At 69.0% G+C, this 15,283-nt stretch carries 9 protein-coding genes; 6 read left to right on the forward strand and 3 right to left on the reverse strand.

The window, feature by feature from the left end:
* Positions 1 to 89: 89 nt before the first annotated feature.
* Entirely contained in the window at positions 90 to 5,153 is a 5,064-nt protein-coding gene (locus VGR67_09370; GenBank protein HEV8336613.1) for a M36 family metallopeptidase, read from the forward strand.
* A gap of 30 nt (positions 5,154 to 5,183) precedes the next feature.
* Here VGR67_09370 and VGR67_09375 read toward each other — a convergent pair whose 3' ends face one another.
* Together VGR67_09375 and VGR67_09380 are read right to left on the reverse strand one after the other, a co-directional pair.
* A complete protein-coding gene (locus VGR67_09375; GenBank protein ID HEV8336614.1) occupies positions 5,184 to 7,031 on the reverse strand; it encodes a lipase maturation factor family protein in 1,848 nt (615 codons plus the stop codon).
* Positions 7,032 to 7,038: 7 nt separating this feature from the next.
* Positions 7,039 to 7,335: a hypothetical protein gene (locus VGR67_09380; GenBank protein HEV8336615.1), complete on the reverse strand. Its 297-nt coding sequence runs from the start codon at positions 7,333 to 7,335 to the stop codon at positions 7,039 to 7,041.
* Positions 7,336 to 7,558: 223 nt separating this feature from the next.
* Here VGR67_09380 and VGR67_09385 point away from each other — a divergent pair, with 223 nt between their 5' ends.
* From VGR67_09385 to VGR67_09405, 5 genes are read left to right on the forward strand one after another with little or no spacing between them, the layout of a single operon-like run.
* Complete coding sequence (locus VGR67_09385; GenBank protein HEV8336616.1) at positions 7,559 to 8,353, forward strand: hypothetical protein; 795 nt, start codon at positions 7,559 to 7,561, stop codon at positions 8,351 to 8,353.
* Positions 8,354 to 8,390: 37 nt separating this feature from the next.
* A complete protein-coding gene (locus VGR67_09390; GenBank protein ID HEV8336617.1) occupies positions 8,391 to 8,711 on the forward strand; it encodes a TMEM14 family protein in 321 nt (106 codons plus the stop codon).
* A 26-nt stretch (positions 8,712 to 8,737) separates the two neighbouring features.
* Positions 8,738 to 9,064, forward strand: a complete 327-nt coding sequence (locus tag VGR67_09395; protein ID HEV8336618.1) for a hypothetical protein — start codon at positions 8,738 to 8,740, stop codon at positions 9,062 to 9,064.
* Between the two features lie 11 nt (positions 9,065 to 9,075).
* Positions 9,076 to 11,838 (forward strand): zinc-dependent metalloprotease, encoded by a 2,763-nt coding sequence (locus tag VGR67_09400; protein ID HEV8336619.1) that lies wholly within the window; start codon positions 9,076 to 9,078, stop codon positions 11,836 to 11,838.
* 49 nt (positions 11,839 to 11,887) lie between these two features.
* Positions 11,888 to 14,830, forward strand: coding sequence for a tetratricopeptide repeat protein (locus VGR67_09405; protein ID HEV8336620.1), 2,943 nt, complete (start codon positions 11,888 to 11,890; stop codon positions 14,828 to 14,830).
* Between the two features lie 11 nt (positions 14,831 to 14,841).
* Here VGR67_09405 and VGR67_09410 read toward each other — a convergent pair whose 3' ends face one another.
* The gene (locus tag VGR67_09410) at positions 14,842 to 15,156 is read right to left on the reverse strand and encodes a 4a-hydroxytetrahydrobiopterin dehydratase (protein ID HEV8336621.1); all 315 of its coding nucleotides are present in this window, start codon (positions 15,154 to 15,156) and stop codon (positions 14,842 to 14,844) included.
* Between the last annotated feature and the right edge of the window lie 127 nt (positions 15,157 to 15,283).

Raw genomic sequence — 15,283 nt, forward strand, 5'->3', positions numbered from 1 at the left:
TCCGCTTGACGCGCCCGCTCCTTCATCGAATATTCATTGGGATCCTCACAGCGATTTGCGCGCCAGCGCCGTGTTCCGCGGAGGGACGGGTGTCGATCGAGAACATTTTCGTACCGCCGAAAGGGCGGCGCGTCGTCCTGTTGACGGCTCTCCTGCCGATCCTGGTCGCCGCGGGAGGCCCCGGCGGGGCGCCTCTCCCGACCCGGGAGAAGCCGGCGCGCGTGGGGAACTACGACATCCGGATCCAGGGCGTCGCGGAGCTGGAGAACCTGATGCGCGACGGGCTCGGGCGCGAGCCGGATCGGGTCGCCCGGACCGCCCGCGACAAGAGGCGCTCGATGGAGGAGGCCCTCCGCTCCCTCCGTCTCGACTCGCCCGGCGCCGGAGTCGAATTCTCCTCCGCGACCGGAGGCCCGGAAGTGGTCCGCGCCGGCGCCGCGCCGCTCGCCCCGCGGCGGGCGGGCCAGACTCTCGCCGAGTCGGCGGTGGAGTTCCTCCGCGCCCATGCCGCGGTCTACGGACTCAGCGAGCCGGAGGCGGCTCGTCTGGAGGTTCTGGGAGAGAGCGCCGCGCGCGCCGGGGTCGTGGGCATGGTGCGCCTTCGCCAAGTCGCCGGCGGGCTGCGCGTCTTCCAAAGCGAGACGAGAGTTCTGTTCGACTCCCGCGGAGCGCTCGTCCGCACGGTGGGGCGGCTCGTGCCGGGGATCGCCGACTTCTCCGCTCCGCGCCCGGCGCTGTCGGCCGCCGCCTCGTGGAGCCTCGCCCGGACGAGCCTCGGAGCCGCGGCGGGAGAGGGCGGCGCGACGCTTCGCCGCTCCGAGCTTCTCTACTTTCCTCTCGCCCCCGGCGTTCTGATCCCGGCGTGGTCCCACGTGGCGGCGATGCCCGACGCCGATTGGTACGTGCTGGTCGACGCGCTGCGCGGCACGCTCCTCTACCGCAAGAACATCCGCTGCACGCTGTCCTCCCAGGAGGCCCGCTTCAGCGTCGCGACGCAGGCGGGAGGCGTCCCGGCCGACAGCCCTGCCCCGGCGTCTCCGAGCCCGGCCCTGCCGGGTCAGGGCACGCAGTTCCCGGCGATCCCGCGGAGCATCGAGTCGATGACCCTCCGGCGGGACCTGACGGCAAGCCCGGAAGGCTGGATTCCCGACGGCGGCGCGACCACCACCGGCAACAACGTCGACGCCTATCTCGATCGGAACGGGGACGATCTTCCCGACGCGCCCGCGCTGGACGCCGGCGGGCGGCCGCTGGGCAATCCCGACGCCGCGGGAAGGAACCGGGATTTTCTGGGAAGCTCGCCCCGCAGCTTCGCCTTCACTCCGCCGCCGCTGGCCGGCGATCCGAACGCCGGCGACGATCCCTCCACTCCCGGCTTCCAGCGCGGCGTCGTCACGCACCTCTTCTACCTTGCGAATTTCTTCCACGATCGTCTCCACCGGCTGGGGTTCGACGAAGCCTCGGGCAACTTCCAGTCCGACAATTTCGGCAGAGGCGGAACGGCGGGCGATCCGATCCTGGCGGAGGCGCAGCAAGGAGCGGACGCCGGCAGCGCCAACAACGCGAATTTCTCGGTGGGGCCGGACGGTCTCCCCGGGATCATGCGGATGTTCCTCTGGAGCTCTCCGGCGCCGCCGCGCGACGGCGCCCTGGACGCGGTCATCGCCTTCCATGAGCTGACGCACGGAGTCTCCAACCGGCTGATCGGCGACGCGGCCGGATTGAACTGGATCCCGGGGGCCGGCAGGGGAGAGGGATGGAGCGACTTCTACGCGCTCTCGCTGCTCAATGCCGCCCCGGGCGACGACCCGAGCGGGAAGTATCCCGCCGGCGCCTACGCCACCTACTCCCTGCTCGGGACTTTTTCGGACAATTACGTCGACGGAATCCGGCGCTTTCCGTACAGCACCGACAATGCCGTCAACCCCCTGACCTGGGCGGACGCGGACGACACGACCGCGTCGATGGCCGGCGGCTATCCGCCCAGCCCTCTCAATTTCGAGAGGAACGGAGCCGCCGAGGTCCACAACCTCGGGGAGATCTGGGCGCTGACGCTCTGGGAGGCCCGCAGCCGGGTGATCGCCGCCGAAGGAGGGGACGTCGCCGCCGGCAACGAGGCGATGCTGCGCATCGTGACCGGCGGACTGAAGATGACTCCCCTGGATCCGAGCTTCACGCAGGCGCGCGACGCGCTGCTCGACGCCGACTGCGCCGCCTTCGCCTGCGCCCATGAAGAGGCGCTTTGGGGAGGATTCGCCGACCGGGGCCTGGGCTATGGAGCCGAAGCCTCCCTCGGGATCGCCACCCACGTCGGAGTCCGAGAGTCGTTCGACCTTCCGAGCCTCGAGGCGGCGGGAATCGCAGTGGACGACGCCGCGGGCGACGGAAACGGCTTCGCCGATCCGGGCGAGGAGATCGCCTTGCGCATCGGCGTGCGGAATCCCTGGCGCGCCGCCTCGAAGGGCGCGGGGTCGGTTTCCGCCACGCTCAGCACGACGGCGCCCGGGGTGACGATCCTGGATGCCGATTCCGATTACGGCGCGATTCCTTCCGAGGAAACGGCCGGCGGCGATCCCTTCCGCCTGCGTCTCGGCTCCCTGCCGTGCGGCGGGGCCGTCCCGCTTCACCTCCAGATCTCCAGCTCTTTGGGGATCTCGGGCGCCGACCTGATCCTCCGGGTGGGCCGGCGCGACGGAAACGGCGCGACGATCACCTTCACCCGGACGATTCCCGGCGGCCTGAGAATTCCGGAGTACGATCCCCGCGGAGTCACCGACACGCTCCCGGTGGCCTCCGACCTCGAAATCGCCGACCTCGGCCTTCGCCTCGACAGCCTCACGCACACCGCCGTGGGAGATCTGACGGTGGAGCTGAAGGGTCCGAACGGATTCGGGGCGGACCTAGTGTATCGACCGGTCGGGTGCATCCCTCCGTTCGGCTGCTTTTTGGGAGGAAATGCCGGGAACAACTTCCTGAACACCCGCTTCGACGATTCCGCCTCGCAGGATCTGCTGGTCGCCGGCGAATCCGCCGCCCCCTTCTCCGGAAGCTGGCGGCCGGCCCTCAACTCGCCGGCGTGGGACTTCCCCGACGCCGCGGGACAGCTCGGCCATCTCGCCGGAATCGGAGCCGCCGGCAACTGGAAGGTGTTCGTGGCAGATCACGAGATCTTCGACACCGGCGCCTTGAACTCCTGGTCGCTCGTCGTCACCCCGGCCGCGTTCGCCTGCTGTGAGAGCTCCCCCGATCCCGAGGGAGATCAGCTCGGCTCGAGCTGCGACAATTGCCCCTCGGCGTTCAACCCCGCGCAGGAGGATCTGGACGGCGACGGCTCTGGGGACGCCTGCGACTGCGCCCCTTGGAACGGCGGCTCGTTCGCGGCGCCGGGAGAGGTCGCAAACCTCGCCCTGGCGGCCGACGGAGCTTCGCTGTCGTGGTCCTCGGCGGCGCCCGGCGCCGGCGCGGCGACGGTCCATGACGTGGTGCGCGGGAATCTCGGAGAGCTTCCCGTGGGCGGAGGATCGGAGATCTGCGTGGCGACGGGAGTCGCCGCCGGGACGGCTTCCGACCCTGACGATCCGCCGGCGGGCGGGGGGTTCTGGTATCTCGTCCGCGCCCGGAACAGCTGCGGGACCGGACCGTACGGCGCCGACAGTCATGGTTCTCCGCGGGAGACGGGCGGCTGCTTTTTCCCCCTGCAACCCGACTTGGCCGTCCTCACGGTCTCCGATCCACCGGCCATCGCCGCGAGCGGCTCCTCCTTCACGGCCACCGACACCACTACGAATCAGGGAGCCGCCGCGGCGGGCGCCTCGGCGAATCGCTATTACCTTTCCCTCGATCCGCAGCCCGACGCGTCCGATCCGCCGCTCGCCGGAGGCCGCAGCCTGCCGGCCCTAGCTCCCGGCGCGGTCTCCACCGCCGCCGCCGGGCTGACCGTCCCCGCGGCCATTCCGGGCGGGCTCTACTACCTGATCGCCTGCGCCGACGATCCCGACCTCGACGCGGAGAGCGACGAGACGAACAACTGCCGCGTCTCTTCCGGCAGGCTGCAGGTGCTGCAAGCCGATCTTGTCGAGACCTCCGTCGGCAATCCACCGGCGAGCGCCGCCCCGGGCGGCAGCTTCCTGATCAGCGATACCGCGGCCAATCAAGGGACCGCGGCCGCCGCCGGATCGGTCACACGGCACTATCTCTCGACCGACACGGTACGGGACGGGGGAGATCTCCTACTAGGAGGCAGCCGTGCGGTGGCGGCGCTGGCCGTCGGCGCCAGCTCCGCGGGCACGTCCAGCGTGACGGTGCCCGCGCCGACGCCCGCCGGGGCCTATTTCCTCCTGGCCTGCGCCGACGACCTCGCCGCCGTCGGGGAGAGCGACGAGGGGAACAACTGCCGCGCCTCCTCGGCGAAAATCCAGGTGACGCGGCCCGACCTGATCGAAGCATCGGTGAGCGACCCTCCGGCCGCCGCGGGCGCCGGCAGCGCGTTCCCGATCACCGACACAGTCCAGAACCAGGGAAACGGATCGGCGGGAGGCTCGGCGGTCCGGTTTTACCTCTCCCTCGACCTGCAGCGCGATCCGTCGGACGTCCTGCTGACGGGATCGCGCGGCGTCGGGACGCTGGCCGCCGGGGCGTCTTCCACCGGAACGGTCGGGGTCTCGGTCCCTTCCGCCACGGCGCCCGGCAGCTATCGCCTGCTGGCCTGCGCCGACGATTTCGGCGCGGTCGCGGAGAGCGATGAGGCGAACAACTGCCTCGCCGCCGCGGCCGTGGTGCAGATCACCAAGCCCGACCTGGCCGCGACCGCCGTCTCCAATCCTCCCGGCTCGGCTTCTCCGGGCGGCGCGTTCCAGATCACCGACACAGTGACGAATCTCGGAACCGGGAGCGCCGGCTCCTCGACGACGCGCTATTACCTCTCGCTCGACCCTCTCCGGGACGCGGCCGATCGGCTCCTGACGGGAGCGCGGACCATCGGAACGCTGGCTCCGGGCGTCGCCTCCACCGGCACCGTCAACGTGACGATCCCGGCCGCAACCCCCCCGGGGTCCTATTACCTGCTCGCCTGCGCCGACGACACCGGGAGCGTTCTGGAAAGCCAGGAGGGGAACAACTGCCTCGCCCCGGCGGCCCTCGTCACGCTGCGTTGAGCCCGGGAGCCTGGCGCGCCGCCCGAACCCTCAGGATCCGGGGGCGCGCAGGGAGGCGGGAGGGAAATAGATTCCCCGGTCCACCGTCGTCCACCAGCGACCGCTGGCGCGGCGGGTGGCGAAATCGGTGAAGCGGTAGCGCACCAGGCGCGCCCGGACGTAGCGGGGAGGGGCGTCCGGGAAAGGGTTCACCGCGAGCAGCGCGGTCACGTCCTCGGAGCCCTGCAGCAGCCGGACCATGAGATTCTGGAACCACGGATTCGACCGCGCGTCCGACAACGCGGCGAACCACATCTGCCAGTCGAGGCGCGGCATGTGCGGCTCCACGAACGCCGGGGCGCGGGCCGGATCGCCCGGTTTCCAGCGAAACTCGTAGGGAAGCCAGGCCGCCCCGTCGGCGCTCCCCTCGACGATGATCTCGTCCCGGGTGGTGGTCATCTTGGCGAACAGACCGTAGCCGCTCACCAAACGCCACGGCGCCATCCAGGCCTCGAAGCGCCGGAGCGGCTCGGGCCAGGGAAGAGGCTTCCGAAAACTCCTGCCGAGCGCCATGCAACCCAGCGGCACCAGCAGGATCGCCGCCGCGACCGCCGCGCTCCGCCCCAGCCGGGCCCCCAGGCCTGGAGGCCGGCGGACGCCCGCGAGGGGGCGCACCCGGCGCGGGAAGTACCGCGCTAGAAAGGCGTCGTCGAGCAGCGTCACGGCCAGCGCCACGGCCAGCAGGTTGAAGAAACCGTAGTTGCCGGTCAGGCCGATGAGGACCATGAACGCGACGATGGCCGCGGCGGCCATCGCCCGCGGCCGGCGCGGCATGAGGATGAGGAAGGGAACGGCGAGCTCCACCACGAACATCAGCGCGGCGGAGGCGCGGTGGAATCCGAGGGGCAGCTGGTGCGCGTACCAGCCGATCCAGGTGGGCAGCGGCTGGGTCTCGTAATGGACCTGCAGGGCGGTCAGCCCGCGCCACGTCGAATCGCCGCTCGCGAGCTTCACGACCCCCGAAGCGAACATGAGACGAAACAGGAGCCACCTCATGAGTCCCAGCGCGACGGAAGAGGGTGGCGACTCCTTTGCCAAGCCCGGCAGGAGGCGCCAGGGCGCGAAGAAAATCGCCAGAAATCCCGTCTCCAGGAGCAGGACGTCCCATTGGAAGCTCAGAAACTCGCGGCAGACCGCGGCCAGGGACAGATAGAAGGCCCAAAGAAGGACCAGCACGGGCCCCGGCGCGATTCCCACGACCAGCAGCCCCGACAGGACGGCGCCGCCAATCCATAGGAAATGGAGGAATCCGTCGGTACCGTTCAGCCAGCAGAGCGTGGGAACGAGCCGGAACCTGTCGCTCCCCATCGCGGCCGAGAGCGCTTCCAGGAAACGGCCGGAGGGGAGCAGCCCCTTGGCGCCCACCAGCCCCGCGATCTGGACTCCGAGCGACAGGAAAGCGACGAGGTAGATGAGGCCGAGGAGCCGCAGGAAAAGCCAGCGGGTGAGGAAATGGGAAGGCCTCTCCAGGTGAGAGCCCCACAGCCACCGGGTGATCCGGGAGAAAGCCACCCGATGGCGCGCCACCAGCCGGTAGGAAGCCTCCATGATCGCGGCCGCGCCGGGCAGCCTTCGGTACAGCGTGAGGAGCCAGCCGCGACGCGGGGCGTGAGAAAGCGCGCGCAGGGCCGCTTCGGCGCCGGTGAAGACGCGGCCGTCGGTCTCGACGAGCTGCACCGAGGCGCGGAAATTCGCTGCGGGAATCTGCGGAAAGCGGGCGGCGGCTTCCTGGTAGGGCGCGTAATCGACCCGCTCTCCGGTCGCCTCGCGCCAGCGCGCGATCCACCGGCGGCAGAAATGGCAGTCACCGTCGTAAATCAGGATCGGCCGGTCGCGAATCGGCGAATCAGCGGGTACGGCGCATCTCCATCGCCATCTTGATGGCGGCCTCGACGCCCTTCTCGGCCCGGACGGCCCGGACCTGGGCTTTCTTGCGCTGCGGGAGGTTGCGGATCAGCCCGATGTACCGGCCGTGTCGACGGCGGCCGGGAGAAGCTTTCGTTTTCCGCACTTTGCCGGCGCGAGAAGCTTCCCTTACTACTTCGCGGGCAAGCATCCGCAGCCCGCGGGTGAGGTGACTCAGCCCGGCGTGCACTTCTTTCACCGCCCTGGAGCGGGAAGGTCTTCGAGAGGGCGTTCGCATCCAAGCCTCCAGTCAGGGTCAAATATTTAAGGCATTGAGGCCCCAACCCTGCGCGCCTCAGCCTGGTTGTCATCCGAGATCAAAGATACACTCAATGTCGCTCGTTTCAAAGTCAGCGCGTATGACAATCGGAGGGATCCGGTTTACACTGCAGCGCTGTGACATTCTCTTCGTCCTTATTCACGGCGGCGGGACGACTTTCACCTTGGCGGAGAGACAGGCCTTGAGGCGTCGCGCTTCCCTGGTCGTGCTGGCGCTGTTGTCGCTTCTGTTGGCGGCGATTCTCGCCGGGCCCTGGAGCGTCCGCCGGTATTGGAGCGCCCGCTCCGCAAATCCCGTCCGGCGCGGGATGGCGCGGGCCCGGGAGCTGGGCTGCTTCTCGTGCCACGGCGACCTGGGACGCTCCGGGATCAAGGATCCCGGAATCCGCGATCTCGAGGTTCCCGCATGGGGCGGGGTCTCGATGATGTACGTCAGCAACGCCGAGGACGTACGGAAGTATCTCTTGAACGGCAGCACGCCGAAAGTGGACTCCCGAGTCGGCTCGACGGGCGGTTCGCCGCGCGCGGCGATCGCCATGCCCTCTTTCAGAGATGTCTTGAGGGGCTCCGACGAGGAGGATCTCGTCGCCGCCTTCATGGTCCTGTCGGAGATGGCGGCTCCGCCCGCGGATTCGCCGGCGGGGAGCGGATATCAGACGGCCAAGACGTGGGGCTGCTTCTCGTGCCACGGCGCCGGCGGTTCGGGGGGGCTCCCCAATCCAGGCTCCTTGACCGGATTCATCCCGGGCTGGTACGGTGACGACTTCAAGGATCTCGTCCGGGGACGGAAGGAATTCGACCTGTGGATCCAGGAAGGCGGAATCCCCCGCCTGGCGAAAAACCCTTTGGCCGCCCGCTTCATTCGGAGGCAGCGAATCCAGATGCCTCACTACCGGAACCTGGAGCCCGAGCAGCGCGATCAACTCTGGGCCTACACCGGCTGGCTCGCCAAGACCGGCGGCGGCTCCGCCCCATGAGCCGGCGGGGGGCGCGATCCGCCGGCGGGAGCGGACGATGAGTGCGGCCGCCGTCACCACGTTCGTCTATGGCGCGCTCGTTCTCGCCGGCGGCTGGCTCGGCTATCGGAAGGCGTCCAGCCTCCCTTCCTTGATCACCGGGGCGATCTCGGCGGCGCTGCTTTTCCTCGCCGGGATCCTCTCGGCTCGCGGGAATCCCGCTGGCGATCGGATCGCTCTGATCGTGGCGTTGGTCCTCGCGGTCTTCTTCGGCTATCGCCTGGCCCGGGGGCGGAAGTTCATGCCGGCGGGGCTGATGGTCGTGATCAGCGTGGCGGTGCTCGTGATCCTCTGTTTCTGCTCCTTCTCCCGTCCCTGAAGCGCCGCCGGAAGGCGCGCAGGGGTATGGTATCCTCGGCCATGCATCCCGGTCCCGGAACGCGCGACAAGCTGATTGACTGGCTTTCGGAGCTCCTCGGTCGCCCCGGCGGATCGTGGAGCGTCTCTCAGCGGGCCTTTCTCGATTCCCTGCTCGAGGGGGACGAAGGCACGAAGACGCTCGCCGAGCTGGCGGTGGCCACGGCGCGGATACGCGCCAGCGGCCTGCAGGCCGAGCAGATGGGCCGGCTCCGGGACGTCCACGAGGCGATCGAGGAATTCTGGAACAATCCCTCCGCCGAGACGTATGAAGAACTGCACGCCACGGGAAAAATCCTGAACAGCGATTCCTGAGGGAGGCCCCCTTGAAGCAGCGCTCCTCGGCACGACGCGTCCTCATGCTCCTGACGGTGCTGTTCCTCCTGGCTCCGCAGGCCGTCGGACCCGCCGCCGGCTCCCCTCGAAAAAAGGGGGACGACCCCGCGAAGAGCGCCCCGGGCGGCGAGACCGACAAGAAACCGCTCGCCGACGTGATCAAAGGGCAGGAGAAGATGGAAGGATTCCTGACCCTCTACAAGAGCCCGCAGCGCCTTCTCGCCGACGTCCCCGATTCCCTGATCGGAAAGCCGCTGGGACTCTCCGGCCTCCTGGTGAAGGCGGTGGGAGATTGGGCGGTCCGCGGCGGCGGCATCGAGACCCAGGTGGTGTCCTTTTCCAAGGTCGGCGAGCGGGTCGTCCTCGCCAAGAGAAACCTGGAATACCAGGCTTCGGCCTCTTCCCCGTTCCGCGTCGCCGTCGACGCGACCTTTCCCGATTCTCCGGCCTTCCTGACCAAAGCGATCCCGGTGGCCGAGGATCGGCACATGACCCTCGTCGACCTGGCGGGCCTGTTCTCCTCCGACCTCATCCAAATCATGCCGCCCGAGAGCGGCTATGCCTCGAGTCCCGAAGACGCCTCGATCGCCTCGGTGCACGACAACCCCGACAACCTCGTCGTCCGGGTCCACTATCGCTTCCGGCAGCAGCGCGACCCGGGGGCGCGCGGTGAAGGAGAATCCGCCCGCCGCCGCGGCGCCATGCCGCTGCGACTGGCGGACCCGCGCTTCATGGAAGTCTCGGTGGACTACAACCTCTTCCGGCTTCCCGACGACGGGTTCAGGCCCCGCAAGTCGGACGAGCGGATCGGCGGCTTTGACACGGCTTACAAGGACTACACCGACGTCAGCGGCAGGGATTCCGCCTTCCGGCATTTCTTCTCCCGCTGGAAGGTCGAGAAATCGGATCCGTCGGCGAAGCTCTCCCCGGCGAAGGAGCCCATCACCTTCTACATCGATCGCGCCACCCCCGCCGAGTGGCGACCCCGGATTCGGGAGGCGGCGCTCTGGTGGAACCGGGCCTTCGAGAAAGTCGGGATCCAGAACGCGATGCGGGTGCTCGATCAGCCGGAGGATCCCGATTGGGATCCCACCGACATCCATCATTCGATGATCTACTGGAACTTGAGCGACAACCTGCTCTTCTCGGGCATGGCGGGTCCCATGATCACCGACCCCAGGACCGGGCAGATCCTCAAGGCGAACGCCTACCTGAACGGAGAGTTCCCGTCCTACACCCTGCATCGCTACCTGGTCTACGCCTGGTGGAGGGCGCCGCAGACCGCCTCCCCCCTGGAGGACCCTTTTCTCCTCCCGGCGACGACCGGGATCGCCTCGCGGGTCCTCGACGCCTCGCGGCCCGGCGCGCCGCGCCCCTGCGATTTCTCCCCTTCGTTCAGCAGCCAGATCGCCTTCGCGCGGCTGGTGCTCCAATCGCGGGGAGTTCTCGGAAAGAGCGCCGAGGAGGGGGACCGTTTCGCCCGTGAGGCGTTCGCCGAGCTGACCGCCCACGAGGTCGGGCACGCTCTCGGCTTCGCCCACAACTTCAAGGCCAGCCTGATCTCCGACGCCGGAGACGTCGCCGCGGGCCGCGTCAGCGGGAACCCGGAATCGAAGCCGTTCACCGGCTCGATCATGGATTACAACCCGATCAACCTCGCCCCACCGGGAATGCCCCAGGGCGACTACTTCATGCACTCCGTCGGCGCCTACGACGATCTCGCCGTAGCCTACCTCTATGCCCCTCTCGATCAGCTGACGCCGGAGCAGGAGGATCAGGAGCTGGCGCGCCTCGCGCGCCAGGCCGAGACGACGCCCGGATTGATGTTCGACGACGGGTCGCTTTCCGAAATCGATCCCTCCTCGAACACCGACGATCTGGGGCGCGACCCGCTCGGCTTCGCCGAGACGCGGCTGACGATGATCCAGAAAGAGGTGCTGCCGCGGCTGCCGGAGCTGGTCGTCGAGGAGGGCCACGACTACAGCGCGATCCGCCAGGCCCTGGACGCCGCCATCTTCTCGGTGGCGATGGATTACATCGACATCACCGCCCGGCACGTGGGCGGGCAGACGATCCACCGCGTCGTCGCCGAGGGAAGGGCCAAGCCGCCCGCGCCGCCGGTCTTCCCCGTCGATCCGGCGGTGCAACGCCGGGCGCTGGCGATCCTGGACCGGCAGGTGTTCGACCCCGGCGCTTTCGCCGGCTCCCCCGAGCTGCTCGCGTCGCTCAAGAGCGACCTGCTCTTCGATTGGAACTATCCCTACCGTTTCGCCAGCGACTACTCGCTCGACTCGCGCGTCGCTTTCCTCTACGACTCGGCCCTCGGCACGCTGCTCGAGCCGCGGCGCCTGGCCCGGATCCTGGACAACGAGCGGCGATCGCCGCGGGGATCTTCTCCCCTGACCCTGCCGGAGCTTTTCTCCCACGTCGAGTCGACGGCGTTCGCCGGTCTGGAGAAGGCCGGAATCTCCCGCGACCGGGAATCGATTCCCTCCCGCCGCCGCGCGCTGCAGCGCCTTTACGTCTCCCGCCTGGGGAGCCTCGTCCTGGCGCCGGCGCGCGGCATGCCGCCGGAGGCGGGCCAGGTGGCGCGCCGGACTCTCCAGGAAGTCCGCTCCCGGATCCGCCGGGTCACGGGCTCGCCCCAGCGCCTCGCCGCGCTCGACGGCTACAGCCGCGCCCACCTGGAAGACCTCGACGCCTCGATCACCCGGGTCCTGGAGGTGCAGGCGCAGCTGAAGCCCGCCTCCTGAGCGGATTCCGCGCTTCCGGCCCCGGCGCCTCCGCGCTATACTGCCAGGCATGAGTCGGGGATCCTTTTCGCCATTTCAGGGTCGCCGAGCGGAATGGCTGCTGCTGGCCGGCTTCCTGTTCCTGCTGGTCAACAGCGCCTACGTCGGCGCCTTCGCGGCGCCCACCTTGATCTGGGTGGGCAGCCTCTTCCTGCACATCGTCCTCGGAGTCCTGCTCCTGCTGCCGTTCCTGCTCATCGGCTGGGGGCACGTGCGGGCGCCGGGCATTCCCGCCTCGGCACGGGCGGCGGCGATCGCCGGGTACCTGGCCCTGGCAGGATCGGCGGCGGCCGGCATCTACCTGCTGAAGTACGGCGCGCTGCGTGCCCATCTCCCGGTAGTTCGCCTCCATGTGGCGCTGGGCGTGGCGGCGGCGGTCGGGTGGGGGCTCTATCTGGCGAGCCGCGCCACCCGTGAGGCCCCGGAGGGCGGGCGCTTCCGGCCAGCCTGGCGCGCGACCGCGACGGCCGGGGCCGCGGCCTTGCTGGTGTTCGCGGGGATCCGCCTTTACGTCGCGTCGGTCCCGCGCCCGCTGGACGTGATTCGCAACCCGGAACGGCCGCCCGTGGAGATGGCCCGGGAATCGATGGGCGGCTCCGCCGGGCCCTTCTTCCCTTCCTCGGCGCATACCACGACCGGCGGCCGGATCCCGTCGACCTTCTTCATGGCCGAGACCTCGGAGACCTGCTCTCGATCCGGCTGCCACGCCGACATCTATCAGCAGTGGTTCTCCTCAGCGCACCACTTCTCGTCGTTCAACAACCAGTGGTACCGGAAATCGATCGAATACATGCAGGACATGGTCGGAACCCGGCCCTCGAAGTGGTGCGGCGGATGTCACGACCCAGCCGTGCTGTTCAACGGCATGATGGACACTCCCATCAAGGAGATCTTGCACCGCCCGGAGGCCCAGGCCGGCCTGGGGTGCACCGCCTGCCACTCGATCATCCAGGTCCGCAGCTCGATGGGCCAGGGCGACTACCTGATCGAGTATCCGCCGCTTCACGACCTCGCGGTGAGCAAGAACCGCGTCCTCCGCGCCTTCCATGATTTCATGGTCGAGGTGAACCCGGAGCCTCACCGGCGCGTCTTCCTGAAACCCTTCCACCGGGAGCAGGCCGCCGAGTTCTGCTCGTCCTGTCACAAGGTCCACCTCGACGTGCCCGTCAACAACTACCGGTGGTTTCGCGGCTTCAACGACTACGACAACTGGCAGGCCAGCGCCGTTTCGGGTCAGGGCGCCCGATCGTTCTACTATCCCCCCCAGCCGTCGACCTGCGTCACCTGCCACATGCCGCTCGTCCCCTCCCAGGACAAAGGGAATCACGACGGCCTCGTCCACTCTCACCGGTTCCCGGGCGCGAACACCGCCCTGCCGACCGCGAACCAGGACGAGAAGCAGCTCAAGACGGTGACCGATTTCCTGACCGACCGGAGAGTGACCCTGGACCTCTTCGCCGTCACGGAGCCCGCGCCGCTTCCCCCACCCGCCGCGCGGCGGCCGGCGGAGGCGAGCCCGTCGCTCTCTTCCTTCTTCGCCGTCGGCGAGGAGCAGGCGACGGGCGTCGGCGCCGTGGCGGGAGCCGTCCCGGCGACGGGGAAGGTACATGCCCCGCTGGACCGCCTCGGGCCCGTCGCCGCGCCCGGGGAGTCGGTGCGCGTCGATCTCGTCGTCCGCACCCGCGGCGTCGGGCACTTTTTCCCGGGCGGGACGGTCGACGCCTTCGACGTCTGGACGGAGCTCCAGGCGGTCGACGCGGACGGGAAGGTGCTTCTCTGGAGCGGCTACCTCGAGGACGGCGGCAAGGGGCGTGTCGATCCCTCGGCGCACTTCTACAAATCGCTCATGCTGGACGCGAAGGGCAACCTCATCAACAAGCGGAACGCCTGGGCCGGGAGGGCGATCCTCTACGTGAACCTGATCCCCCCCGGCGCGGCCGACACCGTCCATTACCGCCTCGATCTTCCCGCCGACGTGAAGCCGCCGGTGCGTCTCAGCGCCAAGCTCAACTACCGGAAATTCGCCTGGTGGAACACCCACTGGGCCTTCGCCGGCGTCCGCGACCCGGCCCAGCCCGATTTCAGCTCGAGCAAGGACTATGACGACGGCGGGTGGGTCTTCACCGGCGACACGTCGGACGTCTCGGGAAAGCTGAAGGAGATCCCCGACCTGCCGGTCGTCATTCTGGCAAAAGCGGAAGCCGAGCTGAAAATCCGCCGCCGCGGAGATCCCCCGCCTCCCGAACCCGAGCCGCGCCCCGAAGATCGGGAGCGCTGGAACGACTACGGCATCGGGCTCCTGCTGCAGGGCGACCTGCGGGGGGCCGAGGCGGCCTTCCGGACCGTCACGCGGATCGAGCCGGGCTACGCGGACGGCTGGCTGAACGCGGCGCGCGCGCTGATCGCCGAGGGGGACCTCGACGCGGCCCAGACGATGCTCGACGAGGCGCTGAAGCGGGGGCCCGATCTGGCGCGCGCGCACTTCTTCCAGGGCGAGGTCAGCAAGAGCCGGGGAGAATACTCGAAGGCGCTCGACCATTACCGCCGCGCGCAGCAGTCCTATCCGCGGGACCGCGTGGTCCTCAACGCGATCGGGAGAGTCCTCTTCCTCCAGGAAAAGCACGCCGAGGCGGTGGCCGAGCTGAAGAAGGTCATGCAGATCGACCCCGAGGATCTGCAGGCCCACTACACGCTGATGCTCGCCTACGGCGCCCTGGGACAGAAACCGGAGGCCGAGGCCGAGCGGCGGCTCTATCTCCGGTTCAAGGCGAACGAGTCGGCGCAGGAGATCACCGGCGCCTACCGGCGCGACCACCCGTACGACAACAACGAGCGGCAACGGATCCACGAGCATCTTTCCCGCTACCCGGCCGGCGCCGCGGTTCGGGAAGTCGCCCGGAGCTCGGCGGCCGCGGAGAGGCCGGCCCTCCCGGCGAAGCGCGCCGACCGCTGAGGCGCTCTACCCTAGTCGGCCGGGGCGGAGTGGGCGCGCGCCAGCTTCTCGAAGCGCTTCGCCATCTCCACGTCGTTCGAGGTGATCCCTCCGGAATCGTGCGTCGTCAGATCGATCTTCACCGTATGGTAGACGTTGAACCACTCGGGATGGTGATTCATCGATTCGGCGACCAGGGCGGCGCTCGCCATGAAGCCGAACGCCTCCACGAAGCTGCTGAACTTGTATTCCCGGTGCAGCTTCCCCTTCTCCACGCTCCATCCGGGCAGATGCGCCAAGGCCGCCGCCACTTCGGCGTCGCCGAGCTTCTTGGGTCTCTCTATCATGACGGTCTCCTTCCAGAAGTTGAGCTAAAGGTCGGGTGATCCACGCCGGCCGGCTTGCGGATCGGCGACGCGCGGTCCGGTCCGCGACGGGGGTGACCAGATGCCCCGCGCCACGAGCCGGTTTCCG

This window comes from Candidatus Polarisedimenticolia bacterium, assembly GCA_036004685.1.
Classification (GTDB): Bacteria; Acidobacteriota; Polarisedimenticolia; order Gp22-AA2; family AA152; genus DASYRE01.

Excerpts from the sequence above, each read along its gene's own strand:
- VGR67_09380 (HEV8336615.1), bottom strand. The coding sequence starts at position 7,335 with ATGCGAACGCCCTCTCGAAGACCTTCCCGCTCCAGGGCGGTGAAAGAA.
- VGR67_09390 (HEV8336617.1), top strand. The coding sequence starts at position 8,391 with ATGAGTGCGGCCGCCGTCACCACGTTCGTCTATGGCGCGCTCGTTCTC.
- VGR67_09395 (HEV8336618.1), top strand. The coding sequence starts at position 8,738 with ATGGTATCCTCGGCCATGCATCCCGGTCCCGGAACGCGCGACAAGCTG.
- VGR67_09405 (HEV8336620.1), top strand. The coding sequence starts at position 11,888 with ATGAGTCGGGGATCCTTTTCGCCATTTCAGGGTCGCCGAGCGGAATGG.
- VGR67_09410 (HEV8336621.1), bottom strand. The coding sequence starts at position 15,156 with ATGATAGAGAGACCCAAGAAGCTCGGCGACGCCGAAGTGGCGGCGGCC.